Source organism: Streptomyces sp. NPDC051172 (assembly GCF_040682555.1).
Lineage (GTDB): Bacteria > Actinomycetota > Actinomycetes > Streptomycetales > Streptomycetaceae > Streptomyces.
On record NZ_JBFBBE010000084.1, the window covers coordinates 14,956 to 40,733 of the forward strand.

Here is a 25,778-nt window from a genome sequence, read left to right on the forward strand (position 1 = left end):
CTGGAACGTGCCGGCGTCATGTCGTCCCCCGGTCTCGGAGTTCGGTCTCGTACGGGCCGCGGACGGCGGCCTCTGCGTCCTGGGCGATGGCATCCGTGCCGAGCAGCGCGTCGATCATGTCGTCGGCCCAGTGGGGCAGCAGGGCGGTGAGCGACAGCAGGCGTGCCGCGCGCGGTACGAACACCTGCGGGCGGGGCCGTTGAAGGACGCCGGCGACCGCGTCGGGCGGGCAGAACGCGGGGCCGGATACCGGCTGCGGCAGCGGTGTGCACCATGTACGGCAGGATTGCGGTGACGTGGATGCCGTCGACGCGCAGTTGCCCACACATCGAGCCGCCCGAAGTGCGCCTCGGCGGTTCGGGCGGCCCCACCCCGCGTGCTGCTCCAGTGACGACAGCGACCGGTGACGGACCAGTGACGGTGCCTTCCCTGCGCGGCCTGCGCACCGGGCGCCGGTTGCCCCTATCTCCATGCACGTCCCTCCAAGGTTGCCGGTCCCGGTCCGTCACCGAAGGAAAGGAGGAAGGCAGCCAAGTGTTGTTGCGAGGACGACGAAGCCGCGTCACATGTGATCGTCCGATCAATCCGATGGGCGCCACCTGGTCGCGCCATGGTCGTTGGGTCAGGACGTGATCAGAAATGTCGATCGTCCGACCAGAATGACGGAGCGCACGAGCAAGCTCCGATTCACCCTGGCTCCTGCGCCCTTGTCCATCGCCGGCACCGCCCTGCCGGCCGGAAGCGCACAAGGTGCCGTGTCGGTGGCCTTCGCGGGCCAGGTACTGGTCACAGTGCACGCTGCGCGGGTCTCCGGCTCCGGCCTGACGGCCTCCCCTGCGGGATCCGGCCGTGGCGGGCTGCTGCCGGCACTGGCGACACGGCCGGGGCACGCTCGCGTGGAGGACGCCTGCGCCACGCCCACCGCTCAACTGCCCCTCGTCGGAGCAGCGACGGCAGTCGTCCGTATCGACCGGGCCTCCGCCACAGGGCTGACGGTGGAGCCGGGCAAAGTCACCGCGCGACCCGTGTCCCTGACCCGGCCCACGGGTCTGTTCAGCATCGGCGCGCGCAAGGTCAGCGGCCGCGAAGTGCGCACCGAGCCGACGGACTTCACCGCCGGGACGATCACAGCCGGTGGAGTCACCATCGACCTCCACCAGGGCGAGGGCGGCTGCGCGCGGGAGGAGCACCGGTGACCGCCACAGTCGTCACTCATCGATGGTCGAGGTGGCGGGAATGGCGAGGCGGCCGCCCGTTCGCCGCCGGGCTTTTGCTGGCTCTGGGCGGGCTGGAGATGATCTGCGTCTCCTGGAGCGGCCTGGGGTTCCTGCGGTTCACCGGCACGGCGGGCGCCGCCTCGTGGACCTTGGGTGCGTTGTTCGCCGTGGCCGGGCTGACGACCTGGCACAACCCGCCGCTGCGCTACTTCGCCGGAGTTCTGTCCGCCGTCCTGTCCCTGGTCAGCCTGATGGCCGCCAACCTCGGCGGCCTCCTGCTCGGCTTCCTGCTCACCGCCGTGGGCAGCGCGCTGGCCCTGGCCTGGGTCCCGCAGCAGCCCGCCGCCGATGAAGAGGAGGCGTGAGAAGAACCCGTCCGCGGTGTGCACGCTCCCGCCCTGCGCCACGGGTACGCCATGTGCCGGCGCGCCACCCGCTCCACCGGGGAGATCGAGTACGCCGTCTCGCTGTTGTTGCCCCCGCCGCTGCGGCTCGCCGTCTGGGCGCTGTACGGCGCCGTAAGAGCCGTCGACGACCTGGTCGACACCGAGACCGACACCGAGACCGACACCGAGACCGACGAGGCTGTCGCCGGCGTGGGGCGGGCCGAGCGGCTGGAGGCATGGATCGCGGCGTTCGACGCGGACCTGCGCGAGGACACCAGCACCGACCCGGTCCGGCTTGCCCTGATCGACACCATGCCGACCTGGAATCTGCGGCCGGAGTTCCTGCACACCCTGTTCGAGGAACTGCGTCAGGACGTCCATGGCCGGCACTTCGCCACCTGGGAGGAATGGAGGCGTTACAACGGCCTCGTCGACACCCTGCTCGTGCTGCGGACCGGCTCGTTGCTGCTGCGGGCCGCGGGCCTGCCCGCCGAACCCGAAGCCCCGGCCACCGCCGTGCCCGGCGAGGCCGCGGCCCGGCAGACGGCCGTCGACGCCGTCCACCTCACCGACGCGCTCGTCGACCTCGCTGACGACCTTGGTCGCGGCCATGTCCCGCTGCCCCAGGATGCCTTGGACCAAGCCGGCGTCCGGCGCGCGGACCTGCTGAAGCGGCGCGGCACCCCGGCCTACGAACGCATGGTGCGGGATCTGGCGGACCGGGCCCGCAGCCGGTTCGACCGCACCCCTGTCCCGCCCGTGCTGCACCCGGCCGTCGGCATCACACCGCACCCGCCGCTACGGCACCGTCCCCCGGATCCCCGCTCCCGCACCGGCGCCCGCGTGAGCGGCTCCCTCGGAGGGGGCACCCGCCCGCACGATGGTCTTGCCGGTGTTCCGGCCCCGCAGCATCCCCAGGAACGCGTCCACGATGTGCTCGAACCCGTCGACCACCGTCTCGTCCGGAGCAAGCCGGCCGCTCTGCAGATGCGGTACGGCGAACTCGTACAACTCCTCCTGCAGATCCCGGTGGTTGCTGACCAGGAAGCCTTCCATGCGCAGGCTCTTCTCCACGATGTCCGCGTAGTTGAAGCGCGGCGGTGGCGCGTCGGGGGTGTTGTACTGGCTGATCGTGCCGATGCGGACGATACGTCCGAACTCACGCAACGCCCCTACGGCTGCGGCCAGTTGGTCGCCGCCGACGTTGTCGACGAAGACGTCGACGCCGTCCGGTGCCGCCTTGGCGAGCAGGTCGGCGGCGGGTCCTTCGTGGTAGTCGAAGACGGCGTCGTAGCCGACCTCGCGCATGAGGTGGCCGGCCTTCGCGGCCGAGCCCGCACTGCCCACCAGCCGTCCGGCGCCGAGCAGGCGGGCGAACCGTCCGGTCGCGGTGCCGACCCCGCCCGCCGCGGCCGACACGAACAGGTCCTCGCCCTCCTTCAGCCGGGCGATCCGGGTCAGGCCCACATAGGCGGTCAGGCCGGTGCCTCCGAGGACACTGAGGTACGCGGTCAGGGGCACGCCGTCGAAGCGGGGCAGCCGCCGGGTCTCCTCGGGTGCGACCACCGCGTGGGTGCGCCAGCCCTGCCGGTGGAACACGATCTCGCCCTCGGTCAGCCCGGGAGTGCGCGAGGCGATGACCCGCCCGATGGTGCGGCCCTCCAGCGGGGCGTGGAGCGCGAAACCGCCGGGCACGTCGTCCATCATTTCGCGGTGATAGGGGTCGACGGACCAGTAGAGGTTCTCCACCAGCGCGCTGCCGGGAGCGGGGTGGGGAAGCGCGGACTCCATGAAAGCGAAGTGTTCGGCGGTGGGGAAGCCGTGCGGGCGGGCGGTCTGCTGCACGGTGAGCGCGGTCTCGTTCATGGCCGGACCGTAGGGCGGGAATGCGCCCGGCGGGCAGCCGGTTGGGCTCATGCGACGCCCCGTTCCATGAGCAGTTCTCATACGTTGAGGTGAGCGCCCCGTGGCCCGCACGACCGACTCCGATCTCGCCCCGCACGAACTGCGCGTTCTGGTGGCGGTCGCGGACACCGGTGGTTTCTCGGCCGCGGCCCGGGCACTCCGGCTGACGCAGTCCGCGGTCTCCCACTCGGTGCGCGGCAGCGAGCGCAAGATCGGTGCCGTGCTCTTCGACCGCGGCCGCAGCGGCGCCCGCCCCACCCCCGCCGGAGAGAGGGCCGTGGCGCACGCCCGCCGTATCCTCCGTCTGTTGGACGTCCTGACCGCCGAGGCGCGCGGTGCGGCCCGGTCCGACGCGGCGGAGGGGCCGCTGCGGATCGCGGCCTTCCGCAGCGCGGCTCTCCATCTGCTGCCGCCCGTCCTCGAGCGGCTGCGCGCGCGACATCCCGGGATCGAGCCGCGGGTGCGGATCGTGCGCGAGGTGGGGCGCGGCACCGCGGGCGAAGTCGCCGACGGGAAGGCCGACCTCGCCATCGCCACGCTGGGCGGGTCCGTGCCGCTGCCGCCGGGTCTGGTCGCGAGCGGCCTCTTCGAGGAGCCGTACGCCCTGGTGCACGCGGCGGGACACGCCGCCCCGCGCTCACTGCCGCTGGTCGACTGGGCCGAGAACTGCGGCTCGTACACCCGTGACTGGTGGGCCGCACAGGACTGGATTCCGAAGGCGACCGTCGAGGCCGAGGACGACGGAGCGGTGCTCTCCCTGGTGAGCGGAGGACACGGAATGGCGATCATGCCCGCCCTCTCGCTGGTCGGAGCACCGGACACGGTCGGGATCGCCGATCTCGGTCCCGGGCGTCCGACACGTCAGGTCGGCTACGTCACCACCTCCGAACTGGCCGGATCCGCCGTCGTGCGCGCCTGCGTGAGGGAACTGCGGGCCACGGCCGTGCATCTGCGACTGGCTGCGGGAACCTTGCCAACAGCCGCGCCGGCCTGAGGAAATCAAGCCCATGTCCTCCTCCCCCGCCACTCTGGCCTCCTACGTCGAGTCCTGGCACCCCGAACCGGTCTCGGACCGGGACGCCCTGCCGGCCGGGCCGGCGGCGGCTCTGTCGGCGGTGCTGGACCTGCCCGGTCCGGCCGCCGAAGTCGGTGATCCGCTGCCTCCGCTGTGGCAGTGGCTGTACTTCCTGCACTGGCCGCCCCGGCAGTCCATCGGCCCGGACGGGCATCTGCGCGACGCCCGCTTTCTGCCGCCCGTCCCGAGCCGTCGGCGGATGTTCGCCGGCGGACGCTGCACGATCAGCGAGCCCCTGCTCCTCGGCGAACCGGCCGAGCGGATCAGCAGTCTGGCCGCGGTCGTCCCGAAACAGGGCCGCAGCGGAGAGCTGCTGTTCGTCACCGAACGCCAGGAGTTCCGGCAGCACGGCCGTACCTGTCTGGTCGAGGAGCAGGACATCGTCTACAGGTCGGGCGCGGGCGCCGCTCCCCGGCACCCGGCCACGCCCGACGACTCTGCCGTACCGGAGGCGGAGGGTCCGTGGCACCTGCGGCTGCAGCCGGACGAGACCCTGCTCTTCCGGTTCAGCGCGCTCACCGCCAACGCCCACCGCATTCACTACGACGCCCCGTACTGCCGTGCCGTCGAGGGCCATCCGGGCCTCGTCGTGCACGGCCCGCTGCTGGCGGTGGTGATGCTGGAACTGGTCCGCCAGAACACCCCGAAGCGGCAGGTGCGGTCACTGTCCTACCGGCTGCACCGTCCGGCATTCGCGGGCGAACACCTCCTCGCCTACGGCACGCCCTCCGACGGACAGGCCCGGCTGCACATCGCCACCACTCGCGAGAGCCGGCACGCGAGAGCCGAGGTGACCTTCGCCTGAGCCGGAGGAGCCCGAGTTCCGGGTGCGACCAGAGGCGGGCTCTCTCCCCTGTTGCGACGGCAGATGTCAACGCTTTCCCCTTCCAAGGCTCTTCCAGGACGGTTCCGGGCACTCGGGCGGTCCGAACGAGGGACATTGCGTGTGTCAGCGGGGTGCGCCGAGACGCAGAGCGCCAAGGTGTCCGCCATGAAGAAGAAGATCGTGCGCTTGTTCGCGCTGTCGACCGTCCTGACCTGCCTGCTCGGTGCCGCCTCCGGCGAACCGAAGGAGGGGGCGGAGTACTTCCGCCTCAAGCACCCGGTCAGCGGTGTGCCCGCGCGGGAGGTGGCGGAGCTGTTCTGGTACGACTGCCCGCACTCCTACGAGCTCGAGAAGCCGCTGGAGGACTGGGCGGCACGGCAGAGCCCCCCGGTGAAGGTGGTGCGGATCCCGGCCACCTGGGAGGACCAGCCCGACATGGTCGCCTACGCCCGCCTGTACTACACACTGGACCGGCTCGGCCTCGCGGAGAAGGAGGCGATCCCGGTCTTCCAGGCCGTACGGGACGAGGGCAAGGACCTGACCACCGAGCGGAACGTCGTGCGGTGGGCGGTCAGGCAGGGGCTCGACGTGGCGGCGGTACGGCACGCCTACACGTCGAAGCAGGTCGACGACGCCGTCAAGGCCGCCCCCGCACTGCGTGAGCGTTACCAGGTGAACGAGATGCCCACCGTGGTCGTGGGCGGCCGCTACCGCACCACGCCGATGCTGTTGGGCAGCGCGGCCAAGACCATCTCGGTGCTGGACCACCTCTATCGCACCTCAGCACGTCACTGAGCGACCGCCCGGCAGGCGGGAGCTCAGCGGTAGGTGAGCAGTCGGCGGCCGTCGCCGGTGAAGTGGGCGTGGTCGTTGAAGGTGAGGAGGCTGGTCCCGGAGCCGCCCACGACGAGGGTGGTGACGGAGGCGTTCACGACGACGCGGTTGAGGGCGACCACCGAGGCGGGCGGCAGCGACAGCAGGGTGCCGCAGAGCGCGGCGAGGACGCCGCCCGAGGTGACCACGACCGCGTCGCGGCTCTGGCCGAGGGTCGTGGTCAGCTCGGCCAGGGCCGCGGTCGCGCCGCCCGCGAACGCCGTCCAGCCGGTGGGGCCGGTCTCGGCGGTGTCCTCGATCCACCGCCTCAGGGCGTGGTCGAGGACCACCTGCACCGCGCGGGAGTCCGCCCGGTCGTCGGGCCCCGGGTGCTGGGGGTAGCGGGACATCAGGGCGGTGTGGTCGTACTCGTTCCAGCGCGGGTCCTCGGGTGAGGGCTTTTCGAAACCGGCCGCGTCGGCGAGGAGTCGGGCGGTGTCGCGCTGGCGGGTCAGCGTGCCGGAGACGACCTGCGGGTCGCGCAGGCCGCGGCGGGCCAGTTCCCGGCCGACGGCGGTGCCCTGTTCGCGGCCGAGGGCCGACAGCGCGTCGTAGTCCTGCGCGCCGAAGGAGGCCTGGCCGTGGCGGACGAGGCAGATGAGCGGCATACGGTGTTCCTGCTTCCTGCTTCCCGCACCTCGGCGGTCGGTACGGCGGATCGTCGGGCGTCGACGTGGACGTGGACGTAGAGGCCGATCAAGGTAGTCGACGGGCTGTCATGCAGTCGCGGGCGGTCCCAGCCTGCGTTCGGCCAGGGCCCTCGCTTCGTGCAGCGGGGTCGTGCCGTTCGTGCGTGACCTCTCGAGCAGCAGGCGTACGGTGTCGCCGATGCCCAGCACCCGTCGTACGGCCTCTTCCTGGGTGCAGCCGTCGCATTCTCGGCCCAGGGTGAACACGACGCCGCCCGCGCTCGCGACGAAGTCCGGTACCCACACGATGTCCTGCTTCGCCAGCAGGTCGGCCGTCGAGTCGTCGGTGAGCTGGTTGTTCGCCGGGCCCACCACCAGACGTACGTCGAGCCGAGCGACCGTCCCGGGGCCGAGTACTCCTCCGATCGCGGCCGGTACCAGCACGTCCGCCCGGGTGCCGGGCACCTCGTGGGGTTCCAGCCAGCCGAAGCCCGCGCCCACGGCGGTCTCCCGTTTCGCCGTGTCCACGTCGGAGACCAGCACCCGTGCGCCGTCCGCCGCCAGGCCCGCGGCGACACGGCTGCCGACGGAGCCGAAGCCGCTGACGACGACGGTGCGGCCGGTGAGCGAGCGGGAGCCGAAGACGTGCTCCGTGCCGGCGCGCAGGGCGGCGAGGACTCCGGTGGCCGTGGGCGTGCTGGACGTGCCCGTGCCGCCGTGCTCCTCGGGCAGGCAGAACACGTAGGGGGAGGAGCGGCGCAGCACCACCATGTCGTCGGGGGTGGTGCCCACGTCGGGGCCCGCGAGGTAGGAGCCCTCGAAGGAGGCGATGAAGTCGCCCATGTCGGCCAGTGCGGCCGCGCGCAGTTCAGGGGTGAGTTCGCTGTGCTCGTCCAGGGCGATCACGCTCTTGCCGCCGCCGAAGTCCAGTCCGGATGCGGCGCATTTGAAGGTCATCGCCTCGGACAGGCGCAGCGCGTCCGCGAGGCCCTCGCGCCAACTCCCGTACCGGCGAAGACGGCAGCCGCCGACGGCGGGGCCCAGCGCGCGGGAGTGGACCGCGATGATCAGGGGCAGCCCCGAGCGGGGTCCGCGGCGGATCGTCACCTCTTCGTGCTCGATTGTTTGCGTCATGGCCCGGAGGTTAGGGAGATGTTCCGGTCCGTGGACGAGGTCCCGAACGAAATTCGGGAGCGGTGAGGGAAGGCGATCGTGGACGAACTTGATACGGCGATCCTGCGGCATCTGCAGGAGGATGCGCGGCAACCCAACCGGGCCATCGCGCAGAAGGTCGGCATCGCGCCGTCCACCTGTCTGGAGCGGATCCGGCTGCTGCGGCAGCGCGGCGTGATCCGCGGCTATCACGCCGAGGTCGCGCTGCCGGCGCTGAACCGGAGCGTGCAGGCGATGGTGGCGGCGACGGTCCGGCCGCTGAGCCGGGAGGTGGTGGCGGAGTTCGAGCGGTCGGTGTCCCGCCTGCCCGAGGTCCTGTCCGTGTACACAATGGCGGGCAGCGACGACTTCCTGGTGCATGTCACAGCGCAGGACATCGAGCACCTGCATGCGTTCCTGCTCGACCGGTTCACCGAACGCCGTGAGATTCTGAGCTTCCGCACCATGATCATCTACCAGCACCTGACCAACCAGGTGCTGGATCCGCTGCCGCCGCCCTCGGGCTCCGGCTCGGTCACACGCTGAGCGGACACAGCCGGGCGTCACCAAGTCAGGTGCAGGCTCTCCGGTGAACGGTGGATCATCGTCGGCCGCATGGTGACCGGACGGTCGTCCGCAAGCCGCAGTCTTGGCAGCCTGCGGGTCAACTCCTCCAGGGTGAGCCGGAGTTGCTCGCGGGCCAGCTGGGAGCCGGGGCAGCCGTGCACGCCGAGGCCGAAGGCGAGGTGGCGCTCCGGGGGGCGGGTGATGTCGAACTCGTCGGGGCGGGGGTGCCGGGAGGGGTCCCGGTTGGCCGCGCCGAAGGCCACGAACAGCACGGTGCCGGGCGGGAGTTCGGTACCGGCGAGGGTGACCGGGCCGGTGGTGACACGGCGGAACCCCTGCAAGGCGGTGTCATGGCGGGCGGCCTCCTCGACGGCCGCCGGAATCCGCTCGGGCTCGGCGCACAGCAGCTCCCACTGGCGGGGGTGCCGGAGCAGGTGCAGGACGGTCGTGCCGATGAGCGCGGTCGTCGTCAGATGCCCGGCAATCAGCAGGTTCTGGAGATGGGCGACGAGTTCGTGCCGGTGTTCCAGGGTGAGCTCGTGCTCGCCGACGACCGATGTGACGAGTTCCGTGCACAGGTCCTCGCGGGGGGCGGCGTGCCGCTCCCGGGCGTACCGGTCGAGGATGTGCTGCATCGCTACGACATCCTCGGCCGCGGCGATCTGCTCGTCCTCCGCCAGAGGGCGGAACAGGAGCTCCTCGGCGCGATGGCCGCCGTGTACGACGGCGGGCACGTCTGCGGGGTCGAGGCCGACGATACGGCCGATGACCTCGCCGGGGAGCTTCCCGGCGTACGCCGACATCAGCTCGACGTGCCCGTCCTTCATGAACCCGTCCACCAGGGCGGCGGCCCGCTCGGCCGCGTACGGCAGTACGGCCGCGACGCGTGCCGGTGAGAGCCCGCGGACGATCGGCGCCCGTAAGCGCTGGTGCTCTGTGCCGTCGGCGGTGACGACGACGGGCCGCCCGCCGAACCCGCTGCCGAGGACGGCGAGCGCGGCGGGCCCGGGCAGCACGTCGGGAGTCAGCGCGTTCGCCGACGAGAAGTCCTCCGGCCGGCGCAGGACTTCCCGTACGTCGGCGTCACGGGCGACCAGCCAGGCGTCGAGCTCGGCGACGTGGGTCAGGCCCTCGGCATGTCGCGCCCGTTCGTAGTGCGGGTAGGGGTCGCGTTGCAACTCGTCGAGTCTGCCGTGCAGTTCACGGTCCACGGGACGCCCTCCCGGCCGGCGGTGGTGCGGGGTCGGGCTCATCGTGCCGTACGGGTGTGCGAGTGCGGTAGAGGGCTTCCGTGCGCGGCAGGTGCCTTTCCGGGTCGGCGTCCTTCCGAGCGGGCCGGGCCGCATTGCGCAGCCGGCGTCCTGTCTACGCATTCTGGCGCTCGCGCCGCTGGGCCAAGTGCGTGACGCGCGGATGAACACCCCGCTGAGCAGCCCGGATTCCCTACGATTCGTCACGTGGTCAACTTCCTCGTCCAACGCACGGCACCGCTCCCCCTCGACGAGGCGTGGCGCCGCCTGACCGAGTGGCCCCGGCACGGCGAAGTGGTTCCGCTGACCCGCGTCACGGTGACCACTCCCCCGCCGACGCACGAGGGCACGGTCGTCGTGGCCCGTTCGGGACTCGGACCGCTCGCCTTCGACGACCGGATGGAGGTCACGGTGTGGCAGCCGCCGACGGACGACGCGCCCGGTCGGTGCCGGCTGGAGAAGCGCGGCCGGGTCGTGACGGGGTGGGCGGAGATCGAGGTGCGGCCGGGGCCCGGGGGCCGCAGCCGGGTGATCTGGCGGGAGGAGCTCCGCGTCCGGCTGCTGCCGGGCTTCTTCGACCCGCTCCTGCTGCGGACGGCCCGGTACGTGTTCGGGCGGGCGGCGAACCGCCTCCTCAGGATGCCGTGATGCCCGCCGACCGCGGCCACTGGGAGCACCACTTCGCGGAGGGCAAGGGCTTCCACCGCCCCGATGCCCGCGAGATACGCCTGCTGGGCGAGGCGCTGGGAACGCACCGCGGCGCCCGGGCCCTCGACGTCGGCTGCGGCCTGGGCACGTACGCCGCCGCACTGGCCGGCCTCGGCTACCGCACGCTGGCCGTCGACTGGGCCGATGCGGCGGTGGCGGCGACGCGGGACCGGTACGCGGACCTGGAGCCTCGGCTGGAGGTCGCCCGGCTGGACTTCGAGGACGCGACGGCGCATCTGCCGCCTGCTGCCTTCGACCTGGTGACGATGCGGCTCGTCTTCGCGTTCATGGCGGACAAGGAGGCGGCCGCCGAACGCGTGCGCGGGCTGTTGGCGCCGGGCGGCGCGTGGGTGGTGACGACATCGCTGGCTCAGTGGCTGCCCGAGGACCGCCGGCGCATCGGGCTGACGGCGGCCGAGGTCGGCGGGCTCATGGGCGGCTGGGGCCGGGGGCACTGGTACGACCTGGAGCCTGGCGTACTGCGCGTCTTCGTGCTGCGGGCACCGGCCGGCCGAGCCGATGACCTGCGGTGCGGGCTGGGCGGGCGGTGCTGATCATGCAACAGTGGGCGCCATGACGGCAGTTGACGGCACGGTCATGGTGGACGAGGTCGAGGAGCTCGCGGCGGACGGCCTGCGGTGGCTGCTCGCGGCGGCACGGGAGACGGAAGGCGGCGGTCTCGGCTGGACGGGCGTCCACTCGGACGACGAGCTCGACCCGGCGTTCTACGGCGGTACGGCCGGGGTGGTGCCGGTCCTCCTGGAGGCGCGCCGGCATTTCGGTGACGACTCCTACGGCGAGGCCGCCCTGCGCGCGGCCCGCAGCCTGGCCGCGGCCGTCACCGAGGTCGACGACGACTCCCTGTACTTCGGCCGCACCGGAATCGCCCTTGCGCTGCGGGCCGTCCACGACGAGCTCGGCGACGGCACTGCCGAAGCCGCCGTGGGCCGGGCCCTGCACATGGTGCGGTCGCGCTTCGACGGGGCCCGCTGGGGCGAGCTGTTCGAGCTGATGGGCGGCAACGCCGGGATCGGGCTCGGCGCTGCGGAGCTGGGCGATGCCGAGTTGGCCGTACTCGCCCTGGAGCCCTATCTGCGTACGGCCGAGAAGACCCCGGCGGGCGTGCAGTGGGCGCACCGTCCGGACCGGGAGTCACGTCTGAACCACATCTCGCACGGCACCCTCGGCATCGTCGCCGCGCTGGCCCGGGTGGGCCGGGCGACCGGCCGCGCGGACTTCGTGGAGGCGGCGCTGGCGGGTGCCGCGGACGTCGTGTCCCGCGACGAGGCCGGCCCCGACGGCTTCCTGGTCCCGCACTCCGACCCGCTGTACCGCCCCGACGTGGTGCAGCGCATCAGTTACGGGTGGTGCCACGGCCCGGCGGGCGACGCCCAGGTCTTCCGGCTGCTGCGGGACGTCACCGCCGACCCGGCCTGGGCGGCCCTCGGCGACCGCTGCTGGCAGACCGTGACCGGTTCCGGGATTCCCGAGCGGCTGCGCCCCGGGTTCTGGGACAACAACGGCCGCTGCTGCGGTACGGCCGGTGTGCTCGCCCTGGCCTGCGACCGGATGGCCGAGCAGGACGACGGTGCCGGCTTCGCCCAGGCGCTCGTCGCGGACCTCGCCACCCGGGCGACCCGGGACGGCGACGGCACGCGCTGGTCGAACGTCGAGCACCGGGCCGCCCCGAGCGCCCTCGAACCCCACACCGGGTGGGCGATGGGCAACGCGGGCATCGTGCGGGAGCTGCTGCGCTTCGTGCGGCTCGGCCGCGGCGGCGACCCGGCGTACGCCTTCGGCTGGCCGGACCAACCCGCTGTGCGCCGGGCGGTCTGAGGCCGTCGCGTGCCGCTCAGGCCACCGACCCGATCCGCCCCCTCGGCACCGACGCCGTGTCGCGGTGGATCGGCGTGTGCGCCCCGGTGAGCGAAGCCCCGCTGCCGCCGCGGCGGTTGGCGACGATCTCGGACGCGATCGACAGGGCCGTCTCCTCCGGGGTGCGGGCACCCAGGTCCAGACCGATGGGGGAACGGAGACGGGCCAGCTCCAGCTCGGTGACACCGACTTCGCGAAGGCGTTCGTTGCGGTCGAGGTGGGTGCGGCGGGAGCCCATCGCGCCGACGTAGGCCACCGGGAGGCGCAACGCCAGCTGCAGCAGCGGGATGTCGAACTTGGCGTCATGGGTGAGGACGCACAGGACGGTGCGCGCGTCCACGGACGTCTGTGCGAGGTACTTGTGGGGCCACTCGACGACGATCTCGTCCGCCTCCGGGAAGCGGGTCCTCGTCGCGAAGACGGGGCGCGCGTCGCAGACCGTCACGTGGTAGTTCAGGAACTTGCCGATCCGCACCAGCGCGGACGCGAAGTCGATCGCGCCGAACACGATCATCCGGGGCGGGGGGACGGAGGACTCCACCAGGACCGTGAGCGGGGCCCCGCAGCGTGAGCCCTGCTCACCGATCTCCAGGGTGCCGGTCCGCCCGGCGTCCAGGAAGGCCGCCGCCTCCCCGAGCACCGTGTGGTCCAGTTCCGGGTGGGCGCCGAAGCCGCCCTGGTAGGAGCCGTCGGGGCGCACCATGAGCGCCCTGCCCTGCAGTTCGGCCGGTCCCGACACGATCCGCGCCACCGCCGCCGCCTCCCCACGGGCGGCGGCGGTCAGCGCGGACGCGACCACCGGGCGGGCGGGATCACCGGCCCGTACCGGCGTGACGAGGATGTCGATGATGCCGCCGCAGGTCAGGCCGACCGCGAAGGCGTCCTCGTCGCTGTACCCGAAGCGCTCCAGGACGGTTTCGCCGTCCACGAGCGCCTGCCGGCACAGGTCGTACACGGCGCCCTCCACACAGCCGCCCGAGACCGAGCCGATCGCCGTGCCGTCGGCGTCCACCGCGAGGGCGGCACCCGGCTGGCGGGGTGCGCTGCCGCCGACGGCCACCACGGTGGCCACGGCGAAGTCACGTCCCTGCTCGACCCACCGGTTGAGCTCCTCGGCGATGTCCAGCATCTCTCGGTCTCCTAACGGGGTTGGTGTGGAGGGCCGTTCAAGGGCGTCTAGTGGACGCCCATCCAGCTCTCGATCGGATTGAGGGCGAAGTAGACCAGGAAGACGGCCGTCAGGCCCCACATGAACGCCCCGATCTCCCGCACCTTGCCCTGGGCGAGCTTGATCGCGACGTAGGAGATGACTCCGGCGGCGACGCCCGCCGTGATGGAGTACGTGAACGGCATGATCACCACGGTGAGGAAGACCGGGATGGCGGTGGCACGGTCGGCCCAGTCCACATGGCGGGCGTTCATCATCATCATGGCGCCGATGACCACCAGGGCCGCGGCCGCGACCTCGCCGGGGACGATCGCCGTCAGCGGGGTGAAGAAGAGGCAGGCCGCGAAGAACAGGCCGGTGACGACGGAGGACAGGCCCGTACGGGCGCCTTCGCCGACGCCGGTCGCGGACTCGACGAACACCGTCTGGCCGGAGGCGCCCGCGACACCGCCGATCGCGCCGCCCGCGCCGTCGATGAACAGCGCCTTGGACAGGCCCGGCATCCGGCCCTGCTCGTCGGCCAGCTTGGCCTCGGTGCCGACGCCGATGATGGTGGCCATCGCGTCGAAGAAGCCGGCCAGGACGAGCGTGAACACGATCATGCCGACCGTCATCGCGCCGACGCTGCCCCAGCCGCCGAACTCCACCTTCCCGAAGATCGAGAAGTCCGGCATGGACACCGCGCTGCCGTGCAGTTCGGGAGCGCCGCTCGCCCACTGCTTGGGGTCGATGACGCCGAGTGCGTTGAGCAGTACGGCCATCACGGTGCCGCCGACGATGCCGATCAGGATCGCGCCGGGGACGGCACGCGCCTGGAGCATGAAGATGACGAGGAGGGTGGCGGCGAACAACAGGACGGGCCAGCCCGCGAGTTCACCCGTCGGGCCAAGCGTCACCGGAGTCGCCTTGCCCTGGTGCACGAAGCCCGCCTTGACCAGGCCGATCAGGGCGACGAACAGGCCGATGCCCATGGTGATCGCGTGCTTGAGCGCGAGCGGAATCGCATTCATGATCATCTCGCGCAGGCCGGTGACGACCAGCAGCATGATGACCACGCCGTACATCACGCACATGCCCATGGCCTGCGGCCAGGTCATGTGGGGCGCGACCTGCGAGGAGAGCACACCGGAGACGGAGAGGCCGGCGGCGAGGGCGAGCGGCACCTTGCCGAAGAAGCCCATCAGCAGCGTGGTGAAGGCCGCCGCGAACGCGGTCGCGGTGATGAGTGCCTTCTGGCCGAGCGTGTCCCCCGCCACGTCCTTGCCGGACAGGATCAGGGGGTTGAGCAGGAGGATGTACGCCATCGCCATGAAGGTGGTGATGCCGCCGCGCACCTCGCGCGCGACCGTGGATCCTCGCTTGGATATGTGAAAGTACCGGTCGAGCCAGGACCTGCCGGCCGGGATACGGGTTCCTTCACCCGCATCGCCGGCGGTGGCCGTCGGCTCAAGTGACTGCTGGGTCATGTGGGCCTACTCCCAAGGTTCACAGGGGCACCCGCGATTGCCTTCGGCGGTGCGGGATTTGGGAAGGTGCTTCGGCCGCACGACCCGGGGGACGGCCCGAGACGAACGATCTGGTTGCTCCGGGCGGCGCGGAGTGTGTGACGTTCCGTGCGCCGCCCGGAGGTCTTTCACACGGTTCCGGTGAGGTGCTCGGGCCGGACCGGGGTCCTGTTCAGCTCCAGGCCGGTCGCGTTGCGGATCGCCGCAAGGACAGCCGGAGTCGAGGACAGCGTGGGTGCCTCGCCGATGCCCCGCAGCCCGTACGGGGCGTGGTCGTCTGCGAGTTCGAGCACGTCGACCGGGATGATCGGGGTGTCGAGGATGGTCGGCAGCAGGTAGTCCGTGAAGGACGGGTTCCTGACCTTCGCGGTCTTGGGATCGACGATGATCTCCTCCATCACCGCGATGCCCATGCCCTGGAGGGTGCCGCCCTGGATCTGGCCGAGGACGGACAGCGGGTTGAGCGCCTTGCCGACGTCCTGGGCGCAGGCCAGCTCGATCACCTTGACCAGGCCGAGTTCGGTGTCGACCTCGACGACGGCGCGGTGCGCGGCGAAGGAGTACTGGACGTGGCCGTTGCCCTGGCCGGTGCGCAGGTCGAAGGCCTCGGTGGGGCGGTGCCGCCACTCGGCCTCGACCTCGACGGTCTCGCCCTCCAGCACGTCCGCCAGGTCGGCGAGGACCTCGCCGCCGTCGGTGACGACCTTGCCGCCTTCCAGGAGCAGCTCCGCCGTCGCCCAGGCCGGGTGGTAGGTGCCGAACTTGCGGCGGCCGATCTCCAGGACCTTCTCGCGCACCAGCTCGCAGGAGTTCTTGACGGCGCCACCGGTGACGTACGTCTGCCGCGAGGCGGACGTCGAGCCGGCGGAACCGACCTGTGTGTCCGCCGGGTGGATGGTCACCTGCGCGACGCCGAGCTCGGTGCGGGCGATCTGCGCGTGGACGGTGACACCGCCCTGGCCGACCTCCGCCATGGCCGTGTGCACGGTGGCCACCGGCTCGCCGCCGACGACCTCCATGCGGACCTTGGCGGTGGAGTAGTCGTCGAAGCCCTCGGAGAAGCCGACGTTCTTGATGCCGACCGCATAGCCGACACCGCGCACGACGCCTTCGCCGTGGGTGGTGTTGGACAGACCGCCGGGCAGCTGTCGGATGTCGGAGCCCTCGCTGGACTCCCACTGGCGCTCCGGCGGCAGCGGCATCGCCTTGACGCGGCGCAGCAGTTCGGCGACGGGGGCCGGGGAGTCGACCGGCTGCCCGGTCGGCATGATCGTGCCCTGCTCCATCGCGTTGAGCCGGCGGAACTCGACCCGGTCCATGCCCACCTTGTCGGCGAGCTTGTCCATCTGCGCCTCGTAGGCGAAGCACGCCTGGACCGCGCCGAAGCCGCGCATGGCGCCGCAGGGCGGGTTGTTCGTGTAGAGGGCGATGGCCTCGATGTCGACGTCGTCGATGACGTACGGGCCGACGGAGAGCGAGGAGGCGTTGCCGACGACCGCCGGGGAGGCGGAGGCGTAGGCGCCGCCGTCCAGGACGATCCGGCACTTCATGTGGGTGAGCTTGCCGTCCTTGGTCGCCCCGTGCTCGTAGTAGAGCTTGGCGGGGTGGCGATGGACGTGCCCGAAGAAGGACTCGAAGCGGTTGTAGACGATCTTTACGGGTTTGCCGGTGCGCAGCGCCAGCAGACAGGCGTGGATCTGCATCGACAGGTCCTCGCGGCCGCCGAAGGCGCCGCCGACGCCGGCGAGCGTCATCCGGACCTTGTCCTCGGGCAGGCCCAGGACCGGGGCGATCTGGCGCAGGTCGGAGTGGAGCCACTGGGTGGCGATGTAGAGGTCGACGCCGCCGTCCTCCGAAGGGACCGCGAGACCGGACTCCGGGCCGAGGAAGGCCTGGTCCTGCATGCCGAAGGTGTACTCGCCCCGGACGATGAAGTCGGCCTTCTTGGCGGCCTCTTCGGCGTTGCCGCGCACGATCGGCTGACGGTGGACGATGTTCGGGTGCGGGACGTGACCGATGTGGTGGTCGTCGCGGTTCTCATGGATGAGGATCGCGTCCGGTGCGGTCGCGGAGGCCTCGTCGGTGATGACCGGGAGCTCGCGGTAGTCGACCTTGATCTTGGCGGCCGCGCGGCGGGCGGTCTCCGGGTGGTCGGCGGCGACGATGGCGACCGGCTCGCCGTGGTGGCGTACCCGGCCGTGCGCGAGGACCGGGGTGTCCTGGATCTCCAGGCCGTAGTTCTTCACCTCGGTCGGCAGGTCGTCGTACGTCATGACCGCGTAGACGCCCGGCGTCTTCAGCGCCTCGCTGGTGTCGATCGAGACGATCTCGGCGTGCGCGACGGTGGAGCGCAGGATCTGGCCCCAGAGCATGTCCTCGTGCCACATGTCGGACGAGTACGCGAACTCGCCGGTGACCTTGAGGGTGCCGTCCGGGCGGAGCGTGGACTCACCGATGCCGCCCTTGGTCTTCGAACCCTGGGTGACCTTGGTGGGAGTGCCGATGGGAGCACCGTTGGTTGGCATCGGTCAGACCGCCTCTCCCTGCCGGGCGGCCGCCAGACGGACCGCGTCCATGATCTTCTCGTAGCCCGTGCAGCGGCACAGGTTGCCCGACAGGGCCTCGCGGATGTCCGCGTCGGTCGGGTTCGGGTTGCGCTCGAGCATCTCGTCGGCGGCGACCAGCAGACCCGGGGTGCAGAATCCGCACTGGACGGCGCCGGCGTCGAGGAACGCCTGCTGGATCGGGGAGAGTTCGGTGCCCTCACCGGTCTGCGAGTCCTGGCCCTTGGCCGCCCATTGCTGAGCGTCCTGCAGCGAGGTACCACAGGCCCCGGAGGCGCAACCACCGTGCTCGGCGCGCTGCTTGGCGAAGTCAGCCAGCCCCTCGACGGTCACGACCTCGCGACCCTCGACCTGACCGGCGGCCACCAGGCAGGCACACACGGGCACGCCGTCCAGGCGGACCGTGCAGGACCCGCACTCGCCCTGCTCACAGGCGTTCTTGGAGCCGGGAAGCCCGAGGCGCTCCCTCAGGACGTACAGCAGGGACTCGCCTTCCCATACGTCGTCGGCTTCCTGCGGACGTCCGTTGACGGTGAAGTTGACGCGCATCACGCAGCTCCCTCGGTGGTGCGGCGGGCGCCGCGGTACGACTCCCAGGTCCAGGTCAGCGTGCGGCGCGCCATGACGCCCACCGCGTGCCGGCGGTAGCTCGCCGTGCCCCGGACGTCGTCGATCGGGTTGCAGGCACCGGAGCACAGCTCCGCGAACTGCTTGGCGACCGACGGGGTGATGATCTTCCCGTTGTCCCAGAAGCCGCCCTCTTCGAGCGCCGCGTTCAGGAACTCCTCCGCGGCCTTCGCCCGGACGGGGGTGGGTGCCGCGGAGCCGATGCCCGTACGGACGGTGCGCGACGACGGGTGCAGGGCCAGACCGAAGGCGCACACGGCGATCACCATCGCGTTGCGCGTGCCGACCTTGGAGTACTGCTGCGGGCCGTCGGCCTTCTTGATGTGCACGCGCTTGATCAGCTCGTCGGCGGCGAGCGCGTTGCGCTTCACGCCGGTGTAGAACTCGTCGATGGGGATCAGCCGGGAGCCGCGCACCGACTCGACCTCGACCTCGGCGCCCGCCGCGAGCAGCGCGGGGTGGGCGTCGCCGGCCGGGGAGGCGGTGCCGAGGTTGCCGCCGACGCCGCCGCGGTTGCGGATCTGCGGGGAGGCGACCGTGTGCGAGGCGAGGGCGAGACCCGGCAGCTCGGCGCGGAGGCTCTCCATGATCTTCGAGTACGGGACGGAGGCACCGAGCCGCACACTGTCCTCGCCGACCTCCCACTCGTAGAGGTCGCCGATGCGGTTCAGGTCGAGCAGGTACTCGGGCCGGCGGTGGTCGAAGTTGATCTCGACCATCACATCGGTGCCGCCCGCAATGGGCACAGCGGTGGGGTGCTCGGCCTTGGCGGCGAGCGCCTCCTCCCAGCTGGCGGGGCGAAGGAAGTCCATGACCGGCTCTCTTCTTCGTCTCGTGAGTCGTAGGGATCAAGCCAGATCTGGTGCGGCGGGCCCGGCTTGTTCATGTGCTGTTTACGCGGAGTGGAGCCAGTACACAGCGCGGTACTCCACCCAGGTCAGTCACGGAAACCATGAAGGAGTTGGCTGGCCAGGCCGGGCATCTTGTAGATTCGTATGAACGGAGGTCATCAGTAACCTCTTCGTTTTCCTGTAGAAACGCAGGAAACAGCCTGGCAATCAAAGGATGCGCCGTGCGCACCGGTCGCCGGGCTCCTCCCACCGACCATCCTCACGACTCATCGTAGATTTCGAGACAAAGAACGGCGGCGACGAGAATGCGGCTGCGCGCACTGCTGGACACCGACGCGCTGGGCCTCAAGCTGCTCGGCGGCGAGGACGAGCTGGACCGCACCGTGCGCGGTGTGATGACCACCGACCTCAGGGATCCCAGCCGCTACCTCTCGGGCGGGGAGCTGGTCCTCACGGGGCTGGCCTGGCGCCGTGACGCCGACGACTCCGAGGCGTTCGTACGGATCCTGGCGCAGGCCGGGGTGGTCGCGCTGGCCGCCGGCGAGGCGGAGCTCGGGGACATCCCGGACGACCTGGTGGTGGCCTGCGCCCGGCACCGCCTGCCGCTGTTCGCGGTGCACGAGTCGGTGGCGTTCGCGACGATCACCGAACATGTCGTACGGCAGGTGTCCGGGGAGCGCGCCGGGGACCTCGCGGCCGTGGTCGACCGGCACCGGCGGATGATGACCTCCGGCCCGGCGGGCGGCGGTCCGGACGTGGTCCTCGACCTGCTCGGCTCCGACCTGGACCTGCGGGCCTGGGTGCTCTCCCCCGCCGGGCGGCTGATCGCGGGCCCGAAGGTCGCGGGCCCCGGGCTGCCCGCCGACACCTGCGCCGAGCTGGCCGCCGAGCATCTCGCCGCCGCCCGCACGGGCCGGCGCGGACCGCACCGGGCGACGCTCGGTGCGGCCACCTACAGCCTCTTCCCGATCCGCAGCTCCGGGCACCGCCCGACCGCCGGAGCAGGGCGCTCGGCGCAGGCCTCCCGGGACGTGCGCGAGACGGTCCTGTCGGACTGGCTGCTGGCCGTCGAGGCGGACGCCGGGGACTGGCCCGCGGAGCGCCTGGACCTGCTTCAGGGTGTCACCCAGCTGATCTCGGTGGAGCGGGACCGCCGGGACGCGGCGCGCACGGTGCGCAGGCGGCTGGCGCAGGAGGTCCTGGAGCTGGTGCAGACGGGTGCCGCGCCCGCCGAGATCGCCGCCCGGCTGCGGGTGGCCGCGCCGGTGCTGCTGCCCGGTCTGGGGGCCGCCCCGCACTGGCAGGTGGTCGTGGCCCGGGTCGAGTGGGAGGGCGGCGACATCGAGGCGGGGCCGGTCGCCCAGTCGCTCCTGGAGGAGATCCTCGTCGACCCGCTCGCCACGGGCCCCGAGCCCTCCGACCGCATCGCCGTGGCCCACACGGGCGACGAGGCGATCGCCCTCGTACCGCTGCCGGCCGTCTCCACCGAGCACGACGGCTCGGAGTCCGGCATCCTCGCGGACGCGCTCCTGGAGTCCGTACGGGAGCCGCTGTCGGCCGGTCTGGACGGCGACGGGCAGGTCACGCTGGGCGTCAGCGCGGCCGTGCACTCGGCGGAGGGGCTGCGCGGGGCGCTGGAGGAGGCGCGGCACGCCCGGCGGGTGGCGGCGGCGCGACCCGGGCGGGTGTGCGCGGCGGGCCACCAGGAACTGGCCTCGCACGTCCTGCTGCTGCCGTTCGTCCCGGACGACGTGCGGCGGGCGTTCACCGCGCGGCTGCTGGATCCGCTGCGGGACTACGACCGCCGGCACCGCGCCGAGCTGATCCCCACCCTGGAGGCGTTCCTCGACTGCGACGGCTCCTGGACGCGCTGCGCGACCCGACTGCACCTGCACGTCAACACGCTGCGCTACCGGGTCGGGCGGATCGAGCAGTTGACGAGCCGTGACCTGTCGCGACTGGAGGACAAGCTCGATTTCTTCCTGGCGTTGCGCATGAGCTGAGGTCACCGGGGCTTGCCACGGATGGGGGTCTCCCGGCTCGAGCGCAGCCGAGAGTTGGGGGAGGCACCAAGTGCCGTCACTGTCCCACGACTTTGTGAAATCCTTCACCCACCCCCTTGGCCGGGCGCCGCGATTCGTGCTGAGATGCCGCCACCACTCATAGCTCGATGGCGTGCTCGGGGAGGGCAACGTGGCGCATACCGCCATGTCTGGTAACGGAACGACTGCCGGTGACGATCCCCTCCAGACCGCGGTATGGCGGCTGCGCTCACGCGCCTGCTGGGCCGACGCGGCGGCCCTGCTCCAGCCCGATACCGCGGACGCCGCGCTGCAGCGGGCCGCGCTGCTGGTCGAACGTTGTCTGTACACCGAGCAGGGCTGGGAGGAGGCCGAGGACGCGCTGCGCACGGCCGAGGCGCTGGCCCACACGGACGACGAGCGGGGCGCGGCCGCTTGTGAACGCGGGTACTTGGCGTACGCCGCAACCCTGCTGGGGGTCCGCGACCGGGCCGACGAGGCGCGCGCCGCGCTCGGACGGACGGCGGCGCTGATCCCTCCGGGGGCGGCGGGACGGGCCTTGCTGGACTTCCGGCGCGGGCTGGTGGCGCAGAACCTCGCCGACGCGCCCCAGGCGGCGCGGGCCGCGTTCCGGCGCGCCCATGCGGGGGCGACCGCGCACGGCGATCTCCTGCTGCTGTCCTTCACCTGGCGGCATCTGGCGGGACTCGCGCTGCGGGAGGGGGAGTTGGCGGAGGCGCGGCACGGGTTCACCGAGTCGCTGCGGATCCGCGAGGAGCTGGGGTATCTCGTCGGTACGGCACCGGCGCTGGCGTCCCTCGCGGATGCGGAGGCCGAGCCCGAGGCCTCGCGGTTGCGGGAGGAGGCCCGGCGGTTGTTCCAGTTGCTCGGCGGTGTGCCGACGTGGCTGGCGCGGCAGTTGGCGCCGCCTGCGGCGGGGGCGGCCACCGCCTGAGAGGCGCCGCGGTCGAGAGGCCACTCAGAGGAACCTGAGAGGTTGCTGTGCCAGGGTGGCGCGCCCGACCCCCCATGGAGGAACGCCTGATGAGCCTCGTCAACGGCTTGCCCGCACATGTCCTGCTGGTCCATTTCGTCGTGGTACTGGTACCGCTGACAGCGCTGGCCCTGGTCGTGTGCGCCGTGTGGCCGCCCGCCGCCCGCCGCCTGGGCCTGGTGCTGCCGGTGCTGGCCCTGGTCACCCTGGCGAGCGTGCCGCTGACCACGGGGGCCGGCGAATGGCTGGAGAAGCACGTGGGCAGCAACGCCCTGGTGCAGCGGCACGCGGACCTCGGCGACGGGCTGCTCCCCTGGGCCCTGGGCCTGTTCGTCCTGGCGGCGGCGGTGTGGTGGACGACCCGCCGGTCATCGGCGCAGCAGGACGGTGCCCGTTCCGGGTCCGTCATCCGGATCGCGGCCGCCGTGCTGTCCGTCGCGGTGGCGGCGGGCGCCGTCGTCGACGTCTACCGCATCGGCGACTCAGGCGCGAAGGCGGCCTGGCAGGACGGCTACTCGAAGACGGCGACCGGATCGGCCGAGGGGAACGGCTGACCCGGTCGGCGCCCTGACGGGACGTGCGGGGGTTCCAGTCGGCGGGAACCCCCGCACGGACCATGAGCACCACAGCCCTCGGAGCGCCCCGCGCAGCACTCCCACCAGCTTGCGCGCCACATCCCGATCCCGCCTGATCAGGGACGACCGACTTCCGTGTCGGCACCACGACGGGACACAGTGGCGGACCGACCGGTGGGGACACCGCACGGACCACACGTCCCGCAGCGCTCAGGACGCCCCCGCGAAGTGTTCACCCACCAGTGCCCGCACCACGTCGAGGTCCCGTGCGATCAGCGCGTCCAGGAGCGTGGTGTGTTCGGTCGCGTCCGCCAGGAGCGCGGCGTGGCCCCGGGCGGACGTGCTGCCGACCAGAGGCCACTGGGCCCGGCGGTGGAGGTCGTCGGCGATCTGGACGAGCTGCTCGTTGCCGGACAGGGCGAACAGGGCGCGGTGGAAGGTGCGGTCGGACTCGGCGTAGGTCGCGCGGCAGCCGGATGACGCGGCGCGGAGGGTCGCCTCGGCGAGAGGGCGCAGTGCGGTCCAGCGCTCGGCGGGCACCGTGCGGGCCAGGCGGAGCATCACCGGGATCTCGATCAGCGCGCGGACCTCGGCCAGCTCGGCCAGTTCGCGGGCACCGCGCTCGACCACCCGGAAGCCCCGGTTGGGGACGACCTCGACGGCGCCCTCCAGCGCGAGCTGCTGCATGGCCTCGCGCACCGGCGTCGCGGAAACCCCGAACCGCTCTCCCAGTGCGGGCGCCGAGTACACCTCGCCCGGCGTCAGCTCGCCCGCGACCAGCGCGGTGCGCAACGCGTCGAGGATCTGCCCGCGCACGGAGGCCCGCTGGACCAGGCGGGGCCTGGGAATCGGCGGTTCGCTGTGCGTGTGTTCGCCCCGAGTGGCCCCCGCGTCGACGCCCCGCTCCCGGTCCACCTCCTGGGCCCTGGACTGCGGCGGAACCCGGCGCACCCCGCCGGTCCCGGCCTCAGGAACCCCCGTGTTGGCGGAGCCGTGAGTGCTCTGCTGCACGGGTCCTCCTCCGGACGTGTCGGTACTTGGGGTCATTACGGCGGGTTGTTACTCGCCCGTCAAGCACCTTAGGCGCAGTTGTCATCAGTTCAAATCCCATTCGGTTTAGGTAAGGATAGGCTTACCTTTTCAGTCGTCATGCATTCGTCATGAATCGGTGGTTCACGCATGCCCGCCACCCCACCGGCACGCAGCGCCGCCTACGCCCGCCTGAACAGGACCTTCCCCGGGCCGGCCGTCATCGAGGTGGGCGTCACGAGCAGGTCCCGAGGGGCGGTGGATGGGCCTCCGCCGCCTCGCTCGCGGAGGGTGGCGTCGATCTCGACACATTTCCGGCACAGGACGACGCCCAGGTGCTGGGCGACTACGGAGTGCGCGCCCGGCCGGACGCCGTCGCGAGCTCGTGGCGAGCCGGAGGCGCTGCCGCCGGGGACCACCAAGCCGTACGCCGGGCCTGCGGTCTTCCGGGAACTCGCCGGCCCCGCCGGGGAGCCCCGACCCACCCGGGACCGGGTGGGTTGCCGCATGTTCCAGGCAAGCTGTCGGCCGCCGCTGCGAGTTGAGGCACCCTCAGGCACACCGGCCGCCGGCCGTCCCGTAAGATCGGCGCGAACAAGGCGCCCGCCCGGTTACAGGCAATTCACAACTTCCTCACTTGCCGCAGGAACTTTCCGTGGAACCATCCGTACGGGTAGTCTTATTCGAACTCAACTCCCGCCCCTCAAGCGGCAGTTCGAGCAGAACGCCGCCCTGGGCATCCCCTTGCACTTCCTTGGCGGCCTCTTGCCCCGAAACCCCCTGAGGGCCGGTGGGATTGGGCCACTATGGCGGGCGTTACGCCCTATCCCAATGCAAGGGACCCCAGATGAGACTGACCGACATATCGCTGAACTGGCTGCTTCCGGGCGCCGTACTGCTCCTGGGCATGCTGGCGGCGGTGGCGGTGCTCGCGCGCAGCAAGCGCTCCGGGGAGCACGCGAAGACGGACGATTCGTGGGAGCGCAGCGAGGAGCGCCGCCGGCGCAAGGAGGCCATATATGGCACCGCCTCCTATGTCCTGCTGTTCTGCTGTGCGGCGGTCGCCGCCGCCCTCTCCTTCCACGGCCTGGTCGGCTTCGGCCAGCAGAACCTCGGCCTGACCAACGGCTGGGAGTACCTGGTGCCGTTCGGCCTGGACGGTGCGGCCATGTTCTGTTCCGTGCTCGCGGTCCGCGAGGCCAGCCACGGTGACGCGGCCCTCGGCTCCCGGATACTCGTGTGGACGTTCGCGGGCGCCGCGGCCTGGTTCAACTGGGTGCACGCACCTCGGGGCATCGGTCACGACGGTGCGCCCCAGTTCTTCTCCGGCATGTCCCTGTCCGCGGCCGTCCTCTTCGACCGCGCCCTGAAGCAGACCCGCCGGGCCGCACTGCGTGAGCAGGGCCTGGTGCCGCGCCCGCTGCCGCAGATCCGTATCGTCCGCTGGCTGCGGGCCCCCCGCGAGACCTACAAGGCGTGGTCGCTGATGCTCCTGGAGGGCGTGCGCAGCCTGGACGAGGCGGTCGACGAGGTGCGCGAGGACAAGCGCCAGAAAGAGGAGAACCGGCTGCGCCGCCGCGAGGCGGACCGCCTGGAGCGGGCCCAGCTCAAGGCGATCAGCCGGGGCCACCGCGGGTTCGTCGGCCGCGGCGGCGGACGCCAGGCGGAGCCCCAGGCCCTGGAGCGAGCCTCCGCCTCGGTCTCCGCGGAGCCTGCCATATCCAGCGCGGAACCGCTGCCCGTACGCTCACGCCCGTCCCTGCAGCCCGTCCGCAAGGCCGGCTCTGAACCGGTGACCGTCGACCTCACCGCGGAGGACGACACAATGGCCCTGCCGCGCCTCGACTCCCTTGAGCGCAAGCTCAAGGACCTCGAGCAGCAGTTCGGCTAGTGAGCCGGTCTTGAGGTCTCGCTTCGCCACGTGAGCTGTGTTCTGTTTCGGATCATGGCTGTGCTGGTGACAGCGGTGCTGTTCTTCGGT

At 71.7% G+C, this 25,778-nt stretch carries 24 protein-coding genes and 1 pseudogene; 14 read left to right on the plus strand and 11 right to left on the minus strand.

From position 1 onward, the window contains the following. Positions 1-16: 16 nt before the first annotated feature. A complete protein-coding gene (locus tag AB0N07_RS35940; protein WP_365842472.1) occupies positions 17-184 on the minus strand; it encodes a hypothetical protein in 168 nt (55 codons plus the stop codon). 475 nt (positions 185-659) lie between these two features. On the opposite strand from AB0N07_RS35940, the gene AB0N07_RS35945 reads away from it, so the two are divergent. The 3 genes and pseudogenes from AB0N07_RS35945 to AB0N07_RS35955 all read left to right on the plus strand — a co-directional run. Then, positions 660-1,196, plus strand: a complete 537-nt coding sequence (locus AB0N07_RS35945) for a DUF6230 family protein (protein WP_365842474.1) — start codon at positions 660-662, stop codon at positions 1,194-1,196. Then, the gene (locus AB0N07_RS35950) at positions 1,193-1,582 is read left to right on the plus strand and encodes a DUF6114 domain-containing protein (protein WP_365842476.1); all 390 of its coding nucleotides are present in this window, start codon (positions 1,193-1,195) and stop codon (positions 1,580-1,582) included. The genes AB0N07_RS35945 and AB0N07_RS35950 overlap by 4 nt, the downstream gene beginning before the upstream one ends. Before the next feature lie 51 nt (positions 1,583-1,633). Next, a pseudogene (locus tag AB0N07_RS35955) lies at positions 1,634-2,332 on the plus strand (squalene/phytoene synthase family protein); the annotation flags it as partial. Positions 2,333-2,401: 69 nt separating this feature from the next. Here the strand turns inward: AB0N07_RS35955 and AB0N07_RS35960 are convergent. Continuing rightward, entirely contained in the window at positions 2,402-3,469 is a 1,068-nt protein-coding gene (locus tag AB0N07_RS35960; protein WP_365842478.1) for an NADP-dependent oxidoreductase, read from the minus strand. A 100-nt stretch (positions 3,470-3,569) separates the two neighbouring features. On the opposite strand from AB0N07_RS35960, the gene AB0N07_RS35965 reads away from it, so the two are divergent. The 3 genes from AB0N07_RS35965 (at position 3,570) to AB0N07_RS35975 (ending at position 6,204) form a co-directional block, all read left to right on the plus strand. Continuing rightward, positions 3,570-4,502, plus strand: a complete 933-nt coding sequence (locus AB0N07_RS35965; RefSeq protein ID WP_365842480.1) for a LysR family transcriptional regulator — start codon at positions 3,570-3,572, stop codon at positions 4,500-4,502. Positions 4,503-4,515: 13 nt separating this feature from the next. After that, a complete protein-coding gene (locus tag AB0N07_RS35970) occupies positions 4,516-5,388 on the plus strand; it encodes a hypothetical protein (protein WP_365842482.1) in 873 nt (290 codons plus the stop codon). Positions 5,389-5,574: 186 nt separating this feature from the next. Beyond that, the gene (locus tag AB0N07_RS35975) at positions 5,575-6,204 is read left to right on the plus strand and encodes a thiol:disulfide interchange protein DsbA/DsbL (RefSeq protein WP_365842484.1); all 630 of its coding nucleotides are present in this window, start codon (positions 5,575-5,577) and stop codon (positions 6,202-6,204) included. Between the two features lie 23 nt (positions 6,205-6,227). Here AB0N07_RS35975 and AB0N07_RS35980 read toward each other — a convergent pair whose 3' ends face one another. Next, positions 6,228-6,890 carry a histidine phosphatase family protein gene (locus AB0N07_RS35980; protein WP_365842486.1) on the minus strand — a complete coding sequence of 221 codons (663 nt, stop codon included), beginning with the start codon at positions 6,888-6,890 and terminating at the stop codon, positions 6,228-6,230. A gap of 108 nt (positions 6,891-6,998) precedes the next feature. After that, positions 6,999-8,045 carry a Glu/Leu/Phe/Val dehydrogenase dimerization domain-containing protein gene (locus AB0N07_RS35985; RefSeq protein ID WP_365842488.1) on the minus strand — a complete coding sequence of 349 codons (1,047 nt, stop codon included), beginning with the start codon at positions 8,043-8,045 and terminating at the stop codon, positions 6,999-7,001. A 78-nt stretch (positions 8,046-8,123) separates the two neighbouring features. Here AB0N07_RS35985 and AB0N07_RS35990 point away from each other — a divergent pair, with 78 nt between their 5' ends. Next, positions 8,124-8,609 (plus strand): Lrp/AsnC family transcriptional regulator, encoded by a 486-nt coding sequence (locus AB0N07_RS35990; RefSeq protein WP_365842490.1) that lies wholly within the window; start codon positions 8,124-8,126, stop codon positions 8,607-8,609. A 17-nt stretch (positions 8,610-8,626) separates the two neighbouring features. Here AB0N07_RS35990 and AB0N07_RS35995 read toward each other — a convergent pair whose 3' ends face one another. Further along, complete coding sequence (locus AB0N07_RS35995) at positions 8,627-9,841, minus strand: cytochrome P450 (RefSeq protein ID WP_365842492.1); 1,215 nt, start codon at positions 9,839-9,841, stop codon at positions 8,627-8,629. A 246-nt stretch (positions 9,842-10,087) separates the two neighbouring features. On the opposite strand from AB0N07_RS35995, the gene AB0N07_RS36000 reads away from it, so the two are divergent. The 3 genes from AB0N07_RS36000 to AB0N07_RS36010 are packed head-to-tail and all read left to right on the plus strand — an operon-like array spanning position 10,088 to position 12,424. Then, complete coding sequence (locus AB0N07_RS36000; protein ID WP_365842494.1) at positions 10,088-10,528, plus strand: SRPBCC family protein; 441 nt, start codon at positions 10,088-10,090, stop codon at positions 10,526-10,528. Beyond that, positions 10,528-11,142, plus strand: coding sequence for a class I SAM-dependent methyltransferase (locus AB0N07_RS36005; protein ID WP_365842496.1), 615 nt, complete (start codon positions 10,528-10,530; stop codon positions 11,140-11,142). Before AB0N07_RS36000 ends, AB0N07_RS36005 begins: the two co-directional genes overlap by 1 nt. Positions 11,143-11,161: 19 nt before the next feature. Next, a complete protein-coding gene (locus AB0N07_RS36010) occupies positions 11,162-12,424 on the plus strand; it encodes a lanthionine synthetase LanC family protein (protein ID WP_365842498.1) in 1,263 nt (420 codons plus the stop codon). 16 nt (positions 12,425-12,440) lie between these two features. Here AB0N07_RS36010 and AB0N07_RS36015 read toward each other — a convergent pair whose 3' ends face one another. The 5 genes from AB0N07_RS36015 to AB0N07_RS36035 form a co-directional block, all read right to left on the minus strand. Next, positions 12,441-13,592 carry an XdhC/CoxI family protein gene (locus AB0N07_RS36015; RefSeq protein ID WP_365842500.1) on the minus strand — a complete coding sequence of 384 codons (1,152 nt, stop codon included), beginning with the start codon at positions 13,590-13,592 and terminating at the stop codon, positions 12,441-12,443. A 47-nt stretch (positions 13,593-13,639) separates the two neighbouring features. Further along, a complete protein-coding gene (locus tag AB0N07_RS36020; protein WP_365842502.1) occupies positions 13,640-15,097 on the minus strand; it encodes an NCS2 family permease in 1,458 nt (485 codons plus the stop codon). 167 nt (positions 15,098-15,264) lie between these two features. Continuing rightward, complete coding sequence (locus tag AB0N07_RS36025; RefSeq protein ID WP_365842504.1) at positions 15,265-17,661, minus strand: molybdopterin cofactor-binding domain-containing protein; 2,397 nt, start codon at positions 17,659-17,661, stop codon at positions 15,265-15,267. A gap of 3 nt (positions 17,662-17,664) precedes the next feature. Beyond that, positions 17,665-18,249 (minus strand): (2Fe-2S)-binding protein, encoded by a 585-nt coding sequence (locus tag AB0N07_RS36030; protein ID WP_365842506.1) that lies wholly within the window; start codon positions 18,247-18,249, stop codon positions 17,665-17,667. Further along, positions 18,249-19,139: a xanthine dehydrogenase family protein subunit M gene (locus tag AB0N07_RS36035; protein WP_365842508.1), complete on the minus strand. Its 891-nt coding sequence runs from the start codon at positions 19,137-19,139 to the stop codon at positions 18,249-18,251. The genes AB0N07_RS36030 and AB0N07_RS36035 overlap by 1 nt, the downstream gene beginning before the upstream one ends. 344 nt (positions 19,140-19,483) lie before the next feature. Here AB0N07_RS36035 and AB0N07_RS36040 point away from each other — a divergent pair, with 344 nt between their 5' ends. The 3 genes from AB0N07_RS36040 (at position 19,484) to AB0N07_RS36050 (ending at position 22,747) form a co-directional block, all read left to right on the plus strand. Further along, the gene (locus AB0N07_RS36040) at positions 19,484-21,181 is read left to right on the plus strand and encodes a PucR family transcriptional regulator ligand-binding domain-containing protein (protein ID WP_365842510.1); all 1,698 of its coding nucleotides are present in this window, start codon (positions 19,484-19,486) and stop codon (positions 21,179-21,181) included. A 190-nt stretch (positions 21,182-21,371) separates the two neighbouring features. Next, on the plus strand, positions 21,372-22,154 hold the full coding sequence (locus tag AB0N07_RS36045) for a hypothetical protein (protein ID WP_365842512.1): 783 nt from the start codon (positions 21,372-21,374) through the stop codon (positions 22,152-22,154). 89 nt (positions 22,155-22,243) lie between these two features. Then, a complete protein-coding gene (locus AB0N07_RS36050) occupies positions 22,244-22,747 on the plus strand; it encodes a DUF2231 domain-containing protein (RefSeq protein WP_365842514.1) in 504 nt (167 codons plus the stop codon). A 231-nt stretch (positions 22,748-22,978) separates the two neighbouring features. Here AB0N07_RS36050 and AB0N07_RS36055 read toward each other — a convergent pair whose 3' ends face one another. Beyond that, entirely contained in the window at positions 22,979-23,779 is an 801-nt protein-coding gene (locus tag AB0N07_RS36055) for a GntR family transcriptional regulator (protein WP_365842516.1), read from the minus strand. Positions 23,780-24,644: 865 nt separating this feature from the next. Between AB0N07_RS36055 and AB0N07_RS36060 the strand changes: the two genes are divergently transcribed. Beyond that, on the plus strand, positions 24,645-25,688 hold the full coding sequence (locus AB0N07_RS36060) for a DUF2637 domain-containing protein (RefSeq protein ID WP_365842518.1): 1,044 nt from the start codon (positions 24,645-24,647) through the stop codon (positions 25,686-25,688). Positions 25,689-25,778: the final 90 nt, after the last annotated feature.

Bases quoted from the DNA above. Each gene is read 5' to 3' on its own strand.
- AB0N07_RS36035 (WP_365842508.1), bottom strand. From the start codon at position 19,139: ATGGACTTCCTTCGCCCCGCCAGCTGGGAGGAGGCGCTCGCCGCCAAG.
- AB0N07_RS35945 (WP_365842474.1), top strand. From the start codon at position 660: ATGACGGAGCGCACGAGCAAGCTCCGATTCACCCTGGCTCCTGCGCCC.
- AB0N07_RS36050 (WP_365842514.1), top strand. From the start codon at position 22,244: ATGAGCCTCGTCAACGGCTTGCCCGCACATGTCCTGCTGGTCCATTTC.
- AB0N07_RS35960 (WP_365842478.1), bottom strand. From the start codon at position 3,469: ATGAACGAGACCGCGCTCACCGTGCAGCAGACCGCCCGCCCGCACGGC.
- AB0N07_RS36030 (WP_365842506.1), bottom strand. From the start codon at position 18,249: ATGCGCGTCAACTTCACCGTCAACGGACGTCCGCAGGAAGCCGACGAC.
- AB0N07_RS35970 (WP_365842482.1), top strand. From the start codon at position 4,516: ATGTCCTCCTCCCCCGCCACTCTGGCCTCCTACGTCGAGTCCTGGCAC.
- AB0N07_RS35985 (WP_365842488.1), bottom strand. From the start codon at position 8,045: ATGACGCAAACAATCGAGCACGAAGAGGTGACGATCCGCCGCGGACCC.
- AB0N07_RS35975 (WP_365842484.1), top strand. From the start codon at position 5,575: ATGAAGAAGAAGATCGTGCGCTTGTTCGCGCTGTCGACCGTCCTGACC.
- AB0N07_RS36015 (WP_365842500.1), bottom strand. From the start codon at position 13,592: ATGCTGGACATCGCCGAGGAGCTCAACCGGTGGGTCGAGCAGGGACGT.
- AB0N07_RS36060 (WP_365842518.1), top strand. From the start codon at position 24,645: ATGAGACTGACCGACATATCGCTGAACTGGCTGCTTCCGGGCGCCGTA.
- AB0N07_RS36020 (WP_365842502.1), bottom strand. From the start codon at position 15,097: ATGACCCAGCAGTCACTTGAGCCGACGGCCACCGCCGGCGATGCGGGT.
- AB0N07_RS36040 (WP_365842510.1), top strand. From the start codon at position 19,484: ATGCGGCTGCGCGCACTGCTGGACACCGACGCGCTGGGCCTCAAGCTG.
- AB0N07_RS36025 (WP_365842504.1), bottom strand. From the start codon at position 17,661: ATGCCAACCAACGGTGCTCCCATCGGCACTCCCACCAAGGTCACCCAG.
- AB0N07_RS35980 (WP_365842486.1), bottom strand. From the start codon at position 6,890: ATGCCGCTCATCTGCCTCGTCCGCCACGGCCAGGCCTCCTTCGGCGCG.
- AB0N07_RS36010 (WP_365842498.1), top strand. From the start codon at position 11,162: ATGACGGCAGTTGACGGCACGGTCATGGTGGACGAGGTCGAGGAGCTC.
- AB0N07_RS36005 (WP_365842496.1), top strand. From the start codon at position 10,528: ATGCCCGCCGACCGCGGCCACTGGGAGCACCACTTCGCGGAGGGCAAG.